Annotated in this window: 13 protein-coding genes; 5 read left to right on the forward strand and 8 right to left on the reverse strand. The window is 73.2% G+C overall.

Annotated features, from left to right (window positions below; translation table 11 throughout):
• Positions 1 to 57: 57 nt before the first annotated feature.
• Positions 58 to 786, forward strand: a complete 729-nt coding sequence (locus ACWDBB_RS08425) for a lysoplasmalogenase (RefSeq protein ID WP_449788821.1) — start codon at positions 58 to 60, stop codon at positions 784 to 786.
• Positions 787 to 934: 148 nt separating this feature from the next.
• Here ACWDBB_RS08425 and ACWDBB_RS08430 read toward each other — a convergent pair whose 3' ends face one another.
• The 7 genes from ACWDBB_RS08430 to ACWDBB_RS08460 all read right to left on the reverse strand — a co-directional run bounded on the left by ACWDBB_RS08430 (position 935) and on the right by ACWDBB_RS08460 (position 8793).
• Positions 935 to 1522 (reverse strand): hypothetical protein, encoded by a 588-nt coding sequence (locus ACWDBB_RS08430; RefSeq protein ID WP_449788822.1) that lies wholly within the window; start codon positions 1520 to 1522, stop codon positions 935 to 937.
• 202 nt (positions 1523 to 1724) lie between these two features.
• Positions 1725 to 2528 carry an exodeoxyribonuclease III gene (locus ACWDBB_RS08435; RefSeq protein ID WP_449788823.1) on the reverse strand — a complete coding sequence of 268 codons (804 nt, stop codon included), beginning with the start codon at positions 2526 to 2528 and terminating at the stop codon, positions 1725 to 1727.
• A gap of 136 nt (positions 2529 to 2664) precedes the next feature.
• Positions 2665 to 4455 carry a gamma-glutamyltransferase gene (ggt, locus tag ACWDBB_RS08440; protein ID WP_449788824.1) on the reverse strand — a complete coding sequence of 597 codons (1791 nt, stop codon included), beginning with the start codon at positions 4453 to 4455 and terminating at the stop codon, positions 2665 to 2667.
• 264 nt (positions 4456 to 4719) lie between these two features.
• The gene (locus ACWDBB_RS08445) at positions 4720 to 5826 is read right to left on the reverse strand and encodes an ROK family glucokinase (RefSeq protein WP_449788825.1); all 1107 of its coding nucleotides are present in this window, start codon (positions 5824 to 5826) and stop codon (positions 4720 to 4722) included.
• Positions 5823 to 6740, reverse strand: a complete 918-nt coding sequence (locus ACWDBB_RS08450; RefSeq protein ID WP_449788826.1) for an ATP-binding cassette domain-containing protein — start codon at positions 6738 to 6740, stop codon at positions 5823 to 5825. The genes ACWDBB_RS08445 and ACWDBB_RS08450 overlap by 4 nt, the downstream gene beginning before the upstream one ends.
• The gene (locus tag ACWDBB_RS08455; RefSeq protein WP_449788827.1) at positions 6737 to 7783 is read right to left on the reverse strand and encodes an ABC transporter permease; all 1047 of its coding nucleotides are present in this window, start codon (positions 7781 to 7783) and stop codon (positions 6737 to 6739) included. The genes ACWDBB_RS08450 and ACWDBB_RS08455 overlap by 4 nt, the downstream gene beginning before the upstream one ends.
• Entirely contained in the window at positions 7780 to 8793 is a 1014-nt protein-coding gene (locus ACWDBB_RS08460) for a sugar ABC transporter substrate-binding protein (RefSeq protein ID WP_449788885.1), read from the reverse strand. Before ACWDBB_RS08460 ends, ACWDBB_RS08455 begins: the two co-directional genes overlap by 4 nt.
• Before the next feature lie 317 nt (positions 8794 to 9110).
• Here ACWDBB_RS08460 and ACWDBB_RS08465 point away from each other — a divergent pair, with 317 nt between their 5' ends.
• The gene (locus ACWDBB_RS08465; protein WP_449788828.1) at positions 9111 to 10244 is read left to right on the forward strand and encodes an alpha/beta hydrolase; all 1134 of its coding nucleotides are present in this window, start codon (positions 9111 to 9113) and stop codon (positions 10242 to 10244) included.
• Positions 10245 to 10331: 87 nt separating this feature from the next.
• On the opposite strand, the gene ACWDBB_RS08470 is transcribed toward ACWDBB_RS08465, so the two are convergent.
• On the reverse strand, positions 10332 to 11975 hold the full coding sequence (locus tag ACWDBB_RS08470) for a PucR family transcriptional regulator (RefSeq protein WP_449788829.1): 1644 nt from the start codon (positions 11973 to 11975) through the stop codon (positions 10332 to 10334).
• A 298-nt stretch (positions 11976 to 12273) separates the two neighbouring features.
• On the opposite strand from ACWDBB_RS08470, the gene ACWDBB_RS08475 reads away from it, so the two are divergent.
• Genes ACWDBB_RS08475 through pucD form a run of 3 tightly spaced genes read left to right on the forward strand, consistent with a single transcriptional unit; the run spans position 12274 to position 16114 of the window.
• Positions 12274 to 13161 (forward strand): FAD binding domain-containing protein, encoded by an 888-nt coding sequence (locus ACWDBB_RS08475; protein ID WP_449788830.1) that lies wholly within the window; start codon positions 12274 to 12276, stop codon positions 13159 to 13161.
• Complete coding sequence (locus ACWDBB_RS08480; RefSeq protein WP_449788831.1) at positions 13158 to 13649, forward strand: (2Fe-2S)-binding protein; 492 nt, start codon at positions 13158 to 13160, stop codon at positions 13647 to 13649. Before ACWDBB_RS08475 ends, ACWDBB_RS08480 begins: the two co-directional genes overlap by 4 nt.
• The gene (gene pucD, locus ACWDBB_RS08485; RefSeq protein WP_449788832.1) at positions 13646 to 16114 is read left to right on the forward strand and encodes a xanthine dehydrogenase subunit D; all 2469 of its coding nucleotides are present in this window, start codon (positions 13646 to 13648) and stop codon (positions 16112 to 16114) included. The genes ACWDBB_RS08480 and pucD overlap by 4 nt, the downstream gene beginning before the upstream one ends.
• Positions 16115 to 16174 lie beyond the last annotated feature (60 nt).

Consider the following 16174-nt stretch of genomic DNA (forward strand, 5'->3'; position numbering starts at 1 on the left):
GCCGCTCCGGCTCCTCTAGGGTCGGTCCGAAGCAGCAGATCACCGAGAGGCGCACGCATGACTGTCCGGACCACCAACCGCGTCGGCCTCGGAGCACGCCTGCGCTCGGCCACCGGCCTGCTGGGCGGCTTCGCGGCCACCTCGGCGGCGCACCTGGGCGCGATCGCCTCCGGCGTCTCGGTGCTCCAGAACGCCACCAAGCCGGCCCTGATGCCACTGCTGGCCGCGCACAGCGTGACGGCGGCCGCGAAGGCCGGCCGGGAGGCGCCGAAGCTGCTGGCGCCGGCGCTGCTGCTGAGCGCGGGCGGGGACGTGCTGCTCCAGCTGAAGAACGACCCCGCGTTCCTCGCGGGCATGGGCTCGTTCGCGGCGGCGCACGTCTGCTACGTGACGATGTTCGTCCAGCGCGGCGCGCTCAGTGACCGCCGCCGGGCCCTAGTGGTCGCGGCCGCGTACGCGACGGCCTGGGTGGCCATGGTCGGACAGCTCTGGCCGGACCTCGGCGACCTGCGCGTACCGGTGGCCGGCTACAGCCTGCTGCTGGCCTCGACGGCCGTCACCTCGGCCGGGCTGGGCTGGCGGACCGGACTGGGCGGGGCGCTGTTCCTGCTCTCCGACACGCTGATCGCCACCCAGCTGGCGAAGTGGCGGGAGCTGCCGGGCCATCAGTTCTGGATCATGGCGACCTATGTGCTGGCCCAGTACCTGCTGGCGGACGGCACCCTCCGGCACCAGGAGCGGCTCCACCGCGAGGCCGACAACGGCGCCGGGCCGCAGACCGCCTGACCGCCGGAATCTCCTGACCCTGGTCGTCGGATCATCGGACAGCCGCATCACCCGACCGTCCGACCGTCCGACATACTGCCGCGCCGCCGGCCCTCAAGGGCTCCGGCGGCGCGACACGGGGACGCGCCCTCGGGCGCGGGGCGAGGCCTCAGGCACCGCGCCTCCGCAGCAGCCAGAAGCCGCCGACGCCGCCCCCGACCAGCGCGAGGCCGCCGGCCAGTTCCGCCGGGTTCGCCGCGACCGAGCCGCCGAGGCCGGTCTGCACGGAGCCGTGCGGGGCGACCTGCCGGCTGTCGGCGCCGGACTGCCCGAGCGAGCCGGCCCACTCCCCCGCGGCCTCGCCCCACTCGCCGAGGCTCCTGTCGGGGGTGGTGGAGGTCTCGGCGGCGACCTTGACGGTGGTGGCGAAGGCCCCGCCGTCCGGGCAGGTGCCGTCGACCCTGCTGTCCCCGGTGTGCTGGCCTGCCAGCCGGGCGGAGCCGCTGTGCTTGCCGTCGGGGCCCAGGGTGAGGGTCGCCGGGCCGCCTTCGAAGGCGGCGGAGCGGGCGGTGACGGTCTTGGCGTCGGGCTTGTCCGACTTCTCGCAGGAGACCGTGACCCGCACGGTCTGGCCCGGTGCGGCCTGGGACGGGCTGACCGAGGCGGAGCCGTCCCTGGCGGATGCGAGGGGGGCCGTCAGGCCGGTCAGCGCCGTCGCGCCGATCAGGGCGGCGGCGGCCGTACGCATGGGGCGCATGCCGGAACCTCCGGGATTCTCGGGCGCGGCCGGGGACTCCCATGTCCACGTGGTCGATCAACCGCACCCGGTCATTCACCGACGGTAGGGACCCGCCTCACGCCCGGCCAGCGCTCACACCCGTTCGGGTTACGGCCCGTGACCCGCTGTGATGCCGGTCATGGCGCCGCCGTGCCCACTGCCGCGCCGCCCGCCGACCGGATCAGAGGTCGAGGTCCACCACGACGGGCGCGTGGTCCGAGGTGCCCTTGCCCTTACGGGCCTCGCGGTCCACGTAGCTGTCGGTGACGGCGTCGGCGAAGGGCTTGTTGGCGTAGGTGAGGTCGATCCGCATGCCCCGGTTCTTGGGGAAGGCCAGCTGGCGGTAGTCCCAGTAGGTGTAGGGGCGGTCGTACTTGAGCGGGCGGGGCAGCACGTCCCGGAGGCCGATCTCGCCGAGGGCCGTGAGCGCGGCGCGCTCGACCGGCGTGACGTGGGTGAGGCCCTCGAAGGCGGCGGTGTCGAAGACGTCCTCGTCGGTCGGGGCGATGTTGAAGTCCCCGAGGACGGCGAACGGGCGGGAGCCGGCGGCGTCCTCGGCGGCGGCCTTGCGCAGCGCCTCCAGCCACTCCAGCTTGTACCGGTAGTGCGCGTGGCCGACCTCGCGGCCGTTGGGCACGTAGACCGACCAGACCCGGACCGGGCCGCAGGTGGCGGCGACGGCGCGCGGCTCGACCTCGGGCAGGAGGGCGCCGTCGGCGAGGTAGCCGGGCTGGTCGGGCAGGCCGCGCACGACGTCCTCCAGGCCGAGCCGGGAGACGATCGCGACACCGTTCCAGCGGCCGGTGCCGTGCGCGGCCGTCTCGTAGCCGAGCTCGCGGACCGCCTCGTACGGGAAGGCGTCGGCCGCGCACTTGAGCTCCTGGAGGCAGAGCACGTCGGGCTTGGCGCTCTCCAGCCACTCCAGGAGCTTGGGCAGCCGCGCGGTGACGGAGTTGATGTTCCAGGTGGCGATGCGGACGGTCACGGCGGGCGGCCTTCCCGGTGGTTCGGTGCGGACGGGTGTGCGTCGGGTGTGCGGACGGGCATGACGGACGGGGTGGGCCTCCCCTCGCGGGAGACCCACCCCGAACATACCGCCCGGCACCGACAGGCCGGTCCGATCAGCGTGCGGGCCGGACCACCGCGGCCGAGCCGCCGCCGCGCCGCGCCGGTTCCGCGGCGGCCACCCAGCGGCCGTCCGGCAGCCGTTCCACACCGGTGGCGGCGCCGATCTCACCGCCGCTGACGAAGCTGTGCCCGAGGCCCTCCAGCGCGGCCCGTTCGGGCAGGGCCAGGAAGCCGGGCTCGGCCTGGGTCGCGGCGCTGTTGCGCTGGCTGGCGCGCGGCGCGGCGATGGCCTGCTCCAGGCTCAGGCCCCGGTCGAGCCGCCCGAGCAGCACCTGGAGGGTGGTGGTGATGATGGTCGCGCCGCCCGGGCTGCCGGTGGCGAGCAGCGGCTCGCCGTCGCGCAGCACGATCGTCGGGGACATCGAGGAGCGCGGCCGCTTGCCCGGGCCCGGCAGGTTGGGGTCGGGGACGCCCGGGGCGAGCGGGGTGAAGTCGAAGTCGGTCAGCTCGTTGTTGAGCAGGAAGCCCCGGCCGGGGACGGTGATGCCGCTGCCGCCGGTCTGCTCGATGGTGAGCGTGTAGGAGACGATGTTGCCCCAGCGGTCGGCGACCGTCAGGTGGGTGGTGTTGGGGCCCTCGTACGGCTCGGGGACGGCCTGGCCGGTGTCGGCGCAGGGCGCGGGGTGGCGCGGGTCGCCGGGGGCGAGCGGGCTGGTGAGCGCGTGGTCCGGGCTGATCAGGCAGGCCCGGGCGGCGGCGTGGCGCTCGGAGAGCAGCTGCCTGGTGGGGACGTCGCTGAAGGCCGGGTCGCCGACCCAGCGGTTGCGGTCGGCGAAGGAGATCCGGGAGGCCTCCAGGAAGTGGTGGTAGTACTGGGTGCTGCTGTAGGCGGAGACGTCGCCGCCGTCCTCCAGGATGTTGAGCGCCTCGCCGACGGTGGTGCCGCCGGAGCTGGACGGGGCCATCGCGTAGACGTCGTAGGCGCCGTGGGAGACGTGGGTGGGCGCCTGCTCGCGGACCCGGTAGTCGGCGAGGTCGGTGGTGTCGACCTTGCCGGGGCGGACGCCCCGGCCGGAGGCCGGGTCGACCGGCGGGTGCTGCACGGTGTCGGCGATGTCCCGCGCCAACTCGCCCTGGTAGAAGGCCTTGACGCCGTCCTTGGCGAGCAGCCGGTAGGTGGCGGCGAGGTCGGGGTTGCGCTGCACGCTGCCGGTCTCGGGGGGCTTGCCGTTCGGCAGGTAGAGCTTGGCGGTGGCCGGGAAGTCCTTGAACCGGGCGTAGTTGTCGGCGGTCTGGTTGCGGAAGGTGTCGTCCACGACGAAGCCGTTGTCGGCGATCCGCTCGGCCGGTTCGAGGTTCCGGGCGAGCGAGCGGGTGCCCCAGTGGCGCAGCGCGGCGTCCCAGGTGGCGGGGGTGCCGGGGACGCCGACGGACAGGCCGCTGGTGACGGCGTCGGCGAAGGCCAGGGGTTTGCCGTCCTCTAGGAAGAGGCCGCTGTCGGCGGTGCGGCCGGCGGTCTCGCGGCCGTCGATGGTGTGCACCCGGCCGGTGGCGTGGTCGTAGTAGACGAAGTACCCGCCGCCGCCGATGCCGGAGGAGTACGGCTCGGTGACCCCGAGGGCCGCGGCGGCGGCGACGGCCGCGTCCACCGCGTTGCCGCCGTTGCGCAGCACCTCGATGCCGGCGGCGGTGGCGTCGGCGTCGACGGTGGCCACCGCCCCGCCCCAGCCCACCGCCTCCGGCACCTTCGACGGCGGGGCCGCGGCGCCGGCCGGTCCGACGCCGGACCAGACCAGTGCGGTGGTGAGTAACAGAGACGGCGCGAGACGGGCCAGAGCTCTCATGCGAGTCCTCCTGAGTCGACGTCAACTCATCAGTTGTTCCACAGGAGGCATGATCCGACAACCACACCGCGTCAATACCAATGGGTAGTTGACGGGGCGACAGGGCCGGCGGATTCGATGGGAGCGGAACGGCAACAGCCGACAGGTTTCAGATAACAGAAAACGAAATCTGTCATCTGAAATCTGTCGGCTGTTCGTCGTCAGCTGTCAGCTGTCAGCTGTCGCCCGTCCGCCGTCAGCTGTCCGTCGTCAGCGGCTCCCCCGCTACAGCGCGCTGCGCTCCACCCGCCGGCGCTTGATCGTGCGGAAGCGCCGCGCCACCTGCCGGGCCAGGTCGGCCGCGCCGACCAGGCCGGCCTCGTTGCCGAGGGCGGCGTGGACGATGGCGGCCTCCGGGCGGAAGCCCCGTCCGGTGAGGGTGCGGCGGAAGGTGTCCCGGGCGGGGCCGAGCAGCAGGTCGCCCGCTTCGGAGACCCCGCCGCCGATCACGAAGCGGCCCGGGTCCAGCGCGGCGGCCAGGTTGGCGATGCCGACGCCGAGCCACGTGCCGACCTCGTAGAGCAGCTCGGTCGCGGTCGGGTCGCCGTCCTGGGCGGCCTCGGTGACCAGCGGCCCGGTGATGCCCTCGACCGTGCCGCCGGCCCGGGCCAGCAGCGGCTGCACCACCGGCGACTCCTCGGCGACCAGTTCGCGCGCGTCGCGCACCAGTGCGTTGCCGGAGGAGTACTGCTCCCAGCAGCCCCGGTTGCCGCACGGGCAGCGGTGGCCGCCGGGCAGCACCTGCATGTGCCCGAACTCGCCCGCCAGGCCGTACTTGCCGCGGTCCACGTAGCCGTCCCGGACCACCGCACCGCCGATGCCGGTGCCCAGGGTCAGCATCACCATGTGGTCCTCGCCGCGGCCGGCGCCGAAGCGCCACTCGGCCCAGGCGGCCGCGTTGGCGTCGTTCTCCACGATCACCGGGAACCGCAGCCGCTCGCTGAGCGCCTCCTGGAGCGGCTCGTTGCGCCAGTTGAGGTGCGGGGCGAACAGCACCTTGGAGCGGTCGGCGTCGACCCAGCCGGCCGCGCCGATGCCGACGGCGTGGACGTCGTGCCGGTCGGCGAGCTGGAGCACCAGCTCGACGATGACGTCCTCGACGACCTTGGGGCTCTTGCTCTTGTGCGGCGTGTCCGTGCGCAGCTTCTCCAGCACCTTGCCCTCGCCGTCCACCACCCCGGCGACCACCTTGGTGCCGCCGATGTCGACGCCGATGGTGGGCAGTCGCAGTATCCCGGCGGGCAGGGCGCGGCGGCGGCGCTCGGCGCGCGGGCCGAGGCCGAGCAGGGTGGGCAGGACGGGCGGCCGGGTGCTGCCTTGGGAGCTGGTCACAGCTGCGGACGCTCCTCACGGGGGTCGGACGGATCGGAGTCGGAACCTCCGGAGCCGGATGAGCCGGAGGCGAACGGACCGGAGAGGGACGGACCGGAGACGGACGGCCTGGCCAGCTCGTGCGAGAGCTCCGCGAGGTCGGAGCCGCCGGCCATCTCCGTGGTGAGCCGTTCGAGGCTGATCTCGGCCCGCGGGTGGCTGCCCGCCATCCGCCCCCGCTTGAGCAGCGTGAAGTGGTCGCCGACCAGGTACGCGTGGTGCGGGTTGTGGGTGATCAGCACGACCCCGAGTCCGGCGTCGCGGGCGGCGGTGACGTACTTGAGCACCACCCCGGACTGCTTGACGCCGAGCGCGGCGGTGGGCTCGTCCAGGATCAGCACCCTGGCGCCGAAGTGCACCGCGCGGGCGATCGCCACGCACTGGCGCTGTCCGCCGGAGAGGGTGCCGATCGGCCGGTCGACGTCGTGCAGGTCGATGCCCATCCTGGCGAGCGCCTCGCGGGTGGTGGCGCGCATCCCGTCGGCGTCCAGCCGCAGGCCGCCCCAGCGGCGCATGCCCTGCTCGGAGCCGAGGAAGAAGTTGCGCCAGACCGGCATCAGCGGGACGACCGCGAGGTCCTGGTACACCGTGGCGATGCCGCGGTCCAGGGCCTGGCGCGGGGAGTCGAAGCGGACCTCCTCGCCGCCGACGGTCAGGGTGCCCTCGTCGTGCTGGTGCAGCCCCGCGATGATCTTGATCAGGGTGGACTTGCCGGCCCCGTTGTCACCGAGCACGCAGCTGATCTCGCCGGCCCGCAGGGTCAGCGAGACGTCCTGCAGCGCCCGGACGGTGCCGTAGCTCTTGCCCACGCCGTCCAGGGAGAGCAGCTCGTCCCCGGCGGAGACCGTGGAGGCCGCCGAAACGTCCTTGCTCATCGCGGCCCCCGCTCGGCCCGGCGCTTGACGTAGGCGTTCAGCAGCGCGGCCAGCAGCAGCATCGCGCCGAGGAAGAACTTGAACCAGTCCGGGTTCCACTGGGCGTAGATGATCCCCTTGCTGGCCATGCCGAAGATCAGCGCGCCGAGCGCGGAGCCGACCACCGAGCCGTAGCCGCCGGTGATCAGGCAGCCGCCGATGACGGCCGCGACGATGTAGATCAGCTCGTTGCCGACGCCCTCGCCGGACTGCACGGTGTCGAAGGAGAACAGCAGGTGCTGGCCGAGCACCCAGGCGCCGAAGCCGACGCCCAGGTAGAGCAGGGTCTTCGTCCGGGCGACCGGCACGCCGACCGCGCGGGCCGCGTCCGCGTCCCCGCCGACCGCGAAGATCCAGTTGCCGAAGCGGGTGCGCAGCAGCACCCAGCTGCCGACCACGAGCAGGCCGAGCCACCACCAGACGGTGGCCTTGACCGCCAGTCCGCCGATGGTGACCTCGGAGGCGAACAGCCACCGGCAGGAGGCGAAGCCCTCCATGTCGGCGATCGACTTGGTGGAGACGGTGCCGGAGATCGCCTTGGTGACGCCCAGGTTGGCGCCGGTCAGCATCAGGAAGGTGCCGAGCGTGACGATGAAGCTGGGCAGCCTGGTGCGGCCGAGCATCCAGCCGTTGAACCAGCCGACGGCCAGCGTGGTCGCCAGCGAGACCAGCACGCCGACCCAGGTCACGGCGGTGAACTGGTACGAGACCATCGAGGAGGTCAGCGCGGCGGTGGTGACCAGCACGCCGGCCGAGAGGTCGAACTCGCCGCCGATCATCAGCAGCGAGACCGGCACGGCCATGATCCCGATGGTGGAGGCCGCGTACAGCACGGTGCCCATCGAGGAGACCCGCAGAAAGGGTTCGGCGACGGCGGCGAAGACCACGAAGACCGCGACGGCGGCGATCAGCGAGCCGAGCTCGGGGCGGGCGAGGAGCCGCCGCAGGGCCGCCGGACGGTCGTCGAGCAGGCCGTCCCTGGCGAGGAGGTCGGGGGTGCTCACCTGGTCCCCCTCGCGACGTACTCGGCGAGCGCGTCGGCGTTGTCCTTGGTCAGGATCTGCGGGCCGGTCTCGACGGGCTTGCCGCCGCCGAGCATGTTCAGGTTGTACTTGTACAGCCAGATCAGGTCGACGCCCGTGTAGCCCTGGAGGTAGGGCTGCTGGTCGACGGCGAAGCCGACGCTGCCGGACTTCAGCCCGGACACCACCTGGGTGCCCAGGTCGAAGGTGTCCAGCTCGACGCCGCGGTGGGCGTCCTGGATGGCCTGGAGGCCGGTGGCGGCCATCGGGCCGGAGAGGGTGAGCACGGTGTCGATGGACGGGTCGGCCTGGAGCTTGGCGGAGATCGCGGCGCGGGCGTCGGGCATGTCGACGCCGTTGACGTAGAGCACCTGGAACGTTCCGCCGGCCTTGGACTGGGCGCCGGAGCAGCGCTGCTCCTGGCCGACGTTGCCCTGCTCGTGGATCACGCAGAGGGTGTTCTTGCGGCCGCGCGAGGCCAGTTCGGCGCCGGCCGCCTGGCCGGCGGTGGACTCGTCCTGGCCGACGTGGGTCAGCGCGCCGAACTTCTGCGAGAACTCCTGACCGGAGTTGATCGTGATCACGGGGATGCCGGCGGCCTTGGCCTTGCCGAGGACGTCGGCCATGGCGTCGCCCTTGGCGAGGGTGACCAGCAGGCCGTCGACCTTCTGGTCGATGGCGGCCTGGACGAGCTGGACCTGGTTCTGGGTCTGCGCGTCGTTGGAGTACAGGAAGGTGATGTTGTCCTTGGCGGCGGCCTGCTCGGCGCCCTTGCGCACAGTGTCCCAGAAGGCGTCGCCGGCTCCGGCGTGGGTCACCATGGCGACCTTCCAGCGCGGGGTGGTGACGGCGCTGGCGCCGGTGGCCGCGGCCTTGGCGCGGGCCTCCTCGGCGCGTCTGCCTCCGGTACTGCTGCAACCGGCCGCGGTGACCGCGAGTGCCAGAACGGCGCACACGGGCCAGAAGCGGCGGGACGGGCGAAAGCGGGTGATGCTCATCCCCATAGTCTCCCTGCCCGGGCCGCGCGCGATCGCACCGCCTCGCCCGGCAGGTCGACCGGCCTGGGAGGTAAGGTGCCCCGGGGGACCTTTCCTGGTAGTTCGCTGAGCACCTGGTCCGGACGGCGTCCGTTCGGGTGGCAGACTTAGGTGCCGATCCGAAGGGGGTTCATCACGAGAAAGTGATGTTCCTCTCAGGTTCCGCACAGATTCGGACGGCAACCGATCATCGGTCCATCGCCGTCTGATGCCATTGACGTGCGTCCGGGCGAGTGGGGCCCGGGCGGCGTGCGACCCGGATACGAGAATCGATGGAACTGACAGGTACGCCATTCTTCCTCCTCACCGTCATCCTGGTGCCGGTCTCCATCGCGGTGGCGCTGCTGTTCTGGGGGAAGGTCGGCGGCCCCAAGCCGGTGCGGTACCTCACCCGGATCGTCATGATCATGTTCTGCCAGGTCACGGCCGTCCTGATGGTCTTCGTGATGGTCAACAACGCCAACCTGATCTACGGCAACTGGGACGACCTGCTCGGCACCGGCAACCACGTCCGCGCGGTGCCCGTGGTGACCCCGGTCGACCCGGCCGCGGCCGCACCGGGCCAGAGCGCCGCCGACGCCGCCAAGGAGCCGCCGAAGGTCAAGCAGAGCTTCGGCGGCGTCGATGACCCGGCGGTGCCGAAGGACGTGCAGCGGACCGAGCTCAAGGGCCAGGTGTCCGGCGTCGACGGCGAGGTGCTGGTCTGGCTGCCGCCGCAGTACAACGACCCGGCGTTCAAGGACAAGAAGTTCCCCGTGGTCGAGCTGATCCCGGGCTACCCCGGCTCCTCCTCCACCTGGTACGGCACCCTCAAGGTCTCCGACCAGCTCAAGCCGCTGATGCAGCAGGGCAAGGTCGCCCCGTTCATCCTGGTCTCGCCCCGCACGAAGCTGCTGAACAACCAGGACGCGGGCTGCACCGACATCCCGGGCAAGATCAACGCCGACGCCTGGATCACCCGCGACGTCCCGCAGATGGTGCTGGACAACTTCCGTGCCGACCCGTCCGCGGACCGCTGGGCGATCGCCGGCTACTCGGCCGGTGCCCACTGCGCGGCCAAGATCTCGCTGGCCCACCCCAACCGGTACCGGGCCGCCATCGCGATGTCCGGCTACAACGACCCGGCCCAGGAGCCGGACTCCCTGGTCGGCAAGGACGCCAAGCTGCGCGAGGCCAACAACCCGGTCAACATCCTGAAGACCGCCGCGCAGCCGCCGAAGGTCGCCCTGCTGGTCAGCGGCTCCAAGGGGGACGGCTTCGAGGACGGCGAGGCGATCCGCGCCGCGGCCAAGGCCCCGACCACCGTCCAGGTCGAGGAGGGCTCCGGCCCGCACACCACCGAGCAGTGGAAGAAGATGGTCCCGTCCGCCTTCCAGTGGCTGACGTCCGTCATCCCGGTGCAGTGACGGACCGGCAGTAGCGAACCGTACGGGCAGGGCCCGCCGCGACCGTGGTCGCGGCGGGCCCTGTGGCACGTCCGGGCGGGTGCGGCGTCAGGCCAGCTCCAGCGCCAGGTAGAAGTCCACCCGGTCCTCCAGCCGGGAGAGGTCACGCCCGGTCAGCTCCTCGATCCGGCCGATCCGGTACCGCAGGGTGTTCACGTGGACGTGCAGCTGCGCGGCGCAGCGGGTCCAGGAGCCGTCCGAGCGCAGGAAGGCCTCCAGGGTGCGGACCAGGTCCGCCTGGTGCTCCGTGTCGTACGCGATCACCTTGTCCAGCAGTCGGCCGCGGAAGGCGCGGCGCACCTCGTCCGGGACGGCGGCCAGCAGCAGGACGTGCGAGGCGAGCTCCTCGGGGCCCGCGACGCAGATCCGGCCGGTCCGCGAGGCGGCGATCCGGCGTGCGTGCCGGGCCTCCTCCAGGGCGCCGCGCAGGCCGCCGGCCCCGGAGGCGGGGGCGGAGACGCCGAGGGTGATCCGGTCGTCCGCGCCGAGCCCGGCCTCCAGCGGGGCGAGCAGTTCGCGCAGCGTGTCGGCGGGCACCGGGCCGTCCAGGGCGGGCAGCACCACCACGGCGCCGGTGCCCGTTCCGGCGATCAGGGCGCGGTCGTCGGTGCCGCCGAGGGCCTCCTCCAGCACCGCCCGTACGGCGCCCTCCGGCAGGCCGGTGCCCTCGGCACTGAGCACCAGCCAGGAGTCCTCCTGCGCCTGGGACTTGCGCCCGGGGCCCTCGTAGCGGGCGGCCATCGCCGAGGAGGCGTACAGGCCGCGGCTGATCTCGGCCGGGTCGGCGTCGCGGCGCAGCAGGGCGAGCACCTCGTCGGCGAGGCGGCGGCGCAGCCGGCGGCCCTCGTCGCGGCGGTGGCGCTCGGCGGCGACCAGCCGGGCGAGGTTCTCGGCGAGCTGCTGGCGCTTGGTGGTCCACTCGGTGACGTCGCCGGCGACCACGAGCACCCAGTCGGCCAGCGGTCGGTCGGCCGGCGGCGCGTCGGGCTCGCCGGCGGCGGGAGCGGGGGTGGGCTCCGAGTCGGGGACCGGGGCCGGGGCGGGCAGCAGTGAGTAGGAGCCGGCCGCCAGCCGGGCCCGGTGCGGGGGGCGGCGGCGCTGGCGCTGGGCGGCGAGGTGGGTGCGGACCAGCTGGTCGCGGTCCTGGGCGGAGAGCCGGTCGGCGGGGCCGGCGATCACCGCGCCGGTCGGGGTGAGCACCCAGCAGTCCAGGTCGAGGTCGCCGCCGAGCAGGTCCAGCACCGCGTCCAGTCCGCCGCCGCCGGCCGCCGAGACCAGCAGGCGGTGCCGGTCGACCAGGGCGGCGAGGTCGGCCGCGCGGTCGGCGGAGAGCTGGCGCCCGACGAACTCGGTGACGGTGCCGAAGGCGACGTCGTCGGGGACGACGAGCAGCGGCATCCGGTGCCGGCGGCAGGCCTCGACCAGGTCCTCGGGCACCGGCCCGACCTCGGCCTGGCCGGCCGCGAGAGCGACCGCGCCGCCGGCCGCGAGGGTGCGGACGAAGCGCTCGGAGTCGGCCGGGACGGTGCGCCAGAGCATGCCGGTGAGCACCAGTTCGCCACCGTGCAGGTAGCGGCCCGGGTCCTGGAGGTCCGTCGTCATCACACCGCTGACCTGCCGGTCCAGCTCTTCCTCGGCCGCGAGCAGGCGCAGTCCCGGGGCGCCGGGGGCGAGCAGGTCACGGACGCGCATCCGCGGACTCCTTAACGGGGCTTGGGGGGAGGAACGAAGGGGTAACGATAGGGCCTGGCCGTAGGGGCGTGTGCGGGTCCGTAGCCCTCGCGTCACGGCCGGGATTACGGTCGTAGGTAGCACCCGGCGAACACCTGGGCTGCGGGATTCCCCTCCTTAGAGGAACGTACAGGATGCCGGGCGGGCTCACAGCCGGGGCTTCATGCCATCGGTGACTGCCAGTGGGCCGCGTCACAGCGGTTCACTGGGCGACACGCCTCCGGACATCCGGCGGGCGACGACGTGAGGAGACACCCGCATGGAGTTCCTTCGGCCCGCCACCTGGGACGAGGCACTCGCGGTGAAGGCCGAACAGCCGACGGCGCTGCCCCTGTCGGGCGGCACGGACGTCATGGTCGAGCTGAACTTCGACATGCACCGGCCGTCCGCGATCCTCGACCTGAACCGCATCGCCGAACTCACCTCGTGGTCCGAGGACGGCGGCGTCGTCCGGCTCGGCGCCGCCGTCCCCTACGCCCGGATCATCGCGGAGCTGTCCGGCCCGCTGCCCGGGCTGGCGCTGGCGGCCCGCACCGTCGGCTCGCCGCAGATCCGCAACCGCGGCAGCGTCGGCGGCAACCTCGGCGCGGCCTCCCCGGCCGGCGACTCGCACCCGGCGCTGCTGGCGGCCGGGCGGGACGTGTTCGTCGAGGCGGCCTCGGTGCGCGGCACCCGGATGATCCCGATCGACGACTTCTACACCGGGGTGAAGCGCAACTGCCTGGCGGCCGACGAGCTGATCCGGGCCGTGCACGTCCCGGTGGCGGACGGGCCGCAGCAGTTCTCGAAGATCGGCACCCGCAACGCCATGGTGATCGCGGTCTGCGCGTTCGGTCTTGCCCTGCACCCGCGCAGCGGCACCGTCGGCACCGGCATCGGCTCGGCCGCCCCCACGCCGCGCCGCGCCGTCGAGGCCGAGGAGTACCTCCGGGGCGTGCTCGCCGAGCGGGGCCTGTGGGAGTCCGGGGAGCCGCTGGGCGCCGAGGTGGTCCGGCGCTTCGGCGAGCTGGTGAAGGCCGCGGCCTCGCCGATCGACGACGTCCGGGGCACCGCCGACTACCGCCGGCACGCGCTCGCCGTGATGGCCCGCCGCACCCTCACCTGGACCTGGAACGACTACGGCAAGCAGATCAGGAGCGCGGCATGAGGGTCACTTTCACCGCCAACGGCAAGCCGGTCGAGGCCGACGACGTGTGGGAGGGCGAGAGCCTGCTGTACGTGCTGCGCGAGCGGGTCGGCCTGCCCGGCTCGAAGAACGCCTGCGAGCAGGGCGAGTGCGGCTCCTGCACCGTCTACCTGGACGGCGTCCCGGTCTGCTCCTGCCTGGTCGCGGCCGGACAGGTGCAGGACCGCGAGGTGCGCACGGTCGAGGGCCTGAGCGGGCAGGACGGCGAACTGGGCCCGGTCCAGCAGGCGTTCGTCGACGCCGGCGCCGTCCAGTGCGGCTTCTGCACCCCCGGGCTGCTGGTGCAGACCGACGCGCTGCTGGCGGACGACCCGCGGCCGAGCGACGACGACATCCGCGAGGCGCTGTCCGGCAACCTGTGCCGCTGCACGGGCTACGAGAAGATCCTGGACGCGGTGCGGCTGGCCTCGGCCCGCATGGGCGGCGCGGGGAAGGCCGGTGCGCGATGAGCGGCGCGGCGAGCGGTGGCACGGGCGGCGGCGCGGGCGGCGACTTGGGCACGGGCGGCGGCACGGGTGGTGTCGCGAGCGGTGCCACGAGCGGCCGGGCGGTCCGGCGGACCATCCAGGGGCAGAAGAACCTCCGGAGCATCGACCAGGCGTCCAAGGACGGCATCGGCGGCTCGCCGCTGCGCCCGGACGGCAACCTGAAGGTCCGGGGCGAGTTCGCCTACTCCTCCGACCTCTGGCACGAGGACATGCTGTGGGGCACGGCGCTGCGCTCGCCGCACCCCCGGGCGAACATCCTCTCGGTGGACCTCTCCGAGGCGCTCAAGGTGCCCGGGGTGTACGCGGTGCTGACCCACGAGGACATCCCCGGCACCAAGTACTACGGCCTGGACGTCCAGGACCAGCCGGCCCTGGCGATCGACCGGATCCGCTACCACGGCGAGCCCGTCGCGCTGGTCGCGGCCGACCACCCGGAGACGGCCCGGCGCGCGGCGAGGAAGATCGCGGTCGAGTACGAGGTGCTCACCCCGATCGTCACCGAGGAGCAGTGCCTCGACCCGGAGACGTACGGGTACGTGCACGAGCCGCACGCGTACAAGTCCCATGCGTACGGCAACATCTGCCACGAGCAGCGGCTGGTCTCCGGCCGCGGCGTGACCGACGAGGTGCGGGCGCTGGCCGACGTGATCGTCAGCGGCGACTACGAGGTCGGCATGCAGGACCAGGCCTTCCTCGGCCCGGAGTCCGGCCTCGCGGTGCCCGCCGAGGACGGCGGCGTCGACCTCTACGTCGCCACCCAGTGGCTGCACGCGGACCGCCGGCAGATGGCTCCGGTGCTCGGCCTGCCGGAGGAGAAGGTCCGGCTCACCCTGGCCGGCGTCGGCGGCGCGTTCGGCGGCCGCGAGGACCTGTCGATGCAGATCCACGCCTGCCTGCTGGCCCAGCGCACCGGCAAACCGGTCAAGATCGTCTACTCCCGGGACGAGTCCTTCTTCGGCCACGTGCACCGCCACCCCGCGCGGATGCACTACGAGCACGGCGCCACCCGGGACGGCAAGCTGGTCTTCGCCGACTGCCGGATCGTGCTGGACGGCGGCGCGTACGCCTCCACCTCCCCCGCCGTGGTCGGCAACGCGGCCTCGCTCGGGCACGGCCCGTACGTGATCCCGAACGTGCGGATGCACGCCCTCGCGCTGTACAGCAACAACCCGTCCTGCGGGGCGATGCGCGGCTTCGGCGCGGTGCAGGCGGCGTTCGGCTACGAGTCGCAGATGGACAAGCTGGCCGCCGAACTGGGCATGGACCCGGTGGAGCTGCGGCAGATCAACGCCGTCTCGCAGGGCGACTCCATGCCCACCGGGCAGCAGATCGACGCGCCCGCTCCGGTCGCCGAACTGCTGCGCCGGGCCAAGGAGATGCCGCTTCCGCCGCCGCTGGACACCGAGCGCCCCGACCTGCGCCGGCTGCCCGGCGGGCTGTCCAACACCTCGCACGGCGAAGGGATCGTGCGCGGCGTCGGCTACTCCGTCGGGATCAAGAACGTCGGCTTCTCCGAGGGGTTCGACGACTACTCCACCGCCCGGGTGCGGCTGGAGGCGATCGGCGGCGAGCCGGTCGCCATGGTGCACACCGCGGCGGCCGAGGTCGGCCAGGGCGGCGTCACCGTGCACGCCCAGATCGCCCGCACCGAGCTGGGCGTCGAGCGGGTCACCATCCACCCGGCCGACACCTCGGTGGGCTCGGCCGGCTCGACCTCCGCCTCGCGCCAGACGTACATGACCGGCGGCGCGGTGAAGCTGGCCGCCGAGGCGGTGCGCCGGGAACTGCTCGACCGGGGCCGCCGGCGCTACGGCTGGACCCACGACGACCTGGTGCTGGCCGGCGGCAAGGTGGTGTCGAGGACCGCCGGCGTGCTGGTCCCCGTCGTCGACCTGCTCGGCGACGGGGCCGTCGAGCAGACCCGCGTGCACCGCCACCGGCCCACGCAGCCCTTCGACAGGGAGACCGGCCAGGGCTTCGGCCACGTCCAGTACTCCTTCTGCGCCAACCGCGCGGTGGTGGACGTGGACGTGGAACTGGGCCTGGTCAAGGTGGTCGAGCTCACCGCCGTCCAGGACGTCGGCAAGGCGCTCAACCCGCTCTCCGTGGTCGGCCAGATCCAGGGCGGCTGCACCCAGGCGCTGGGCCTCGCGGTGATGGAGGAGATCGTCCTGCGGGACGGCAAGGTGCGCAACGCCTCCTTCACCGACTACCTGATCCCCACCATCCTGGACACCCCGCCGATCCCGGTGGAACTGCTCGAACTGCCCGATCCCAACGCGCCGTACGGGCTGCGCGGGGTCGGCGAGGCGCCGACCGTCTCGGCGACGCCGTCCATCGTGGCCGCCATCCGCGACGCCACCGGGCTGGCGCTCAACCGGATCCCGGTGCGGCCGGAGCACCTGACCACCGAGCGGCCGGGCTGAGCCCCGGCCGGGGCTCAGCCGACAGCACGGCCTCGCGCGGTAGCGCCCTGGGCAGCGGCC

This window comes from Kitasatospora sp. NPDC001095 (assembly GCF_053598615.1).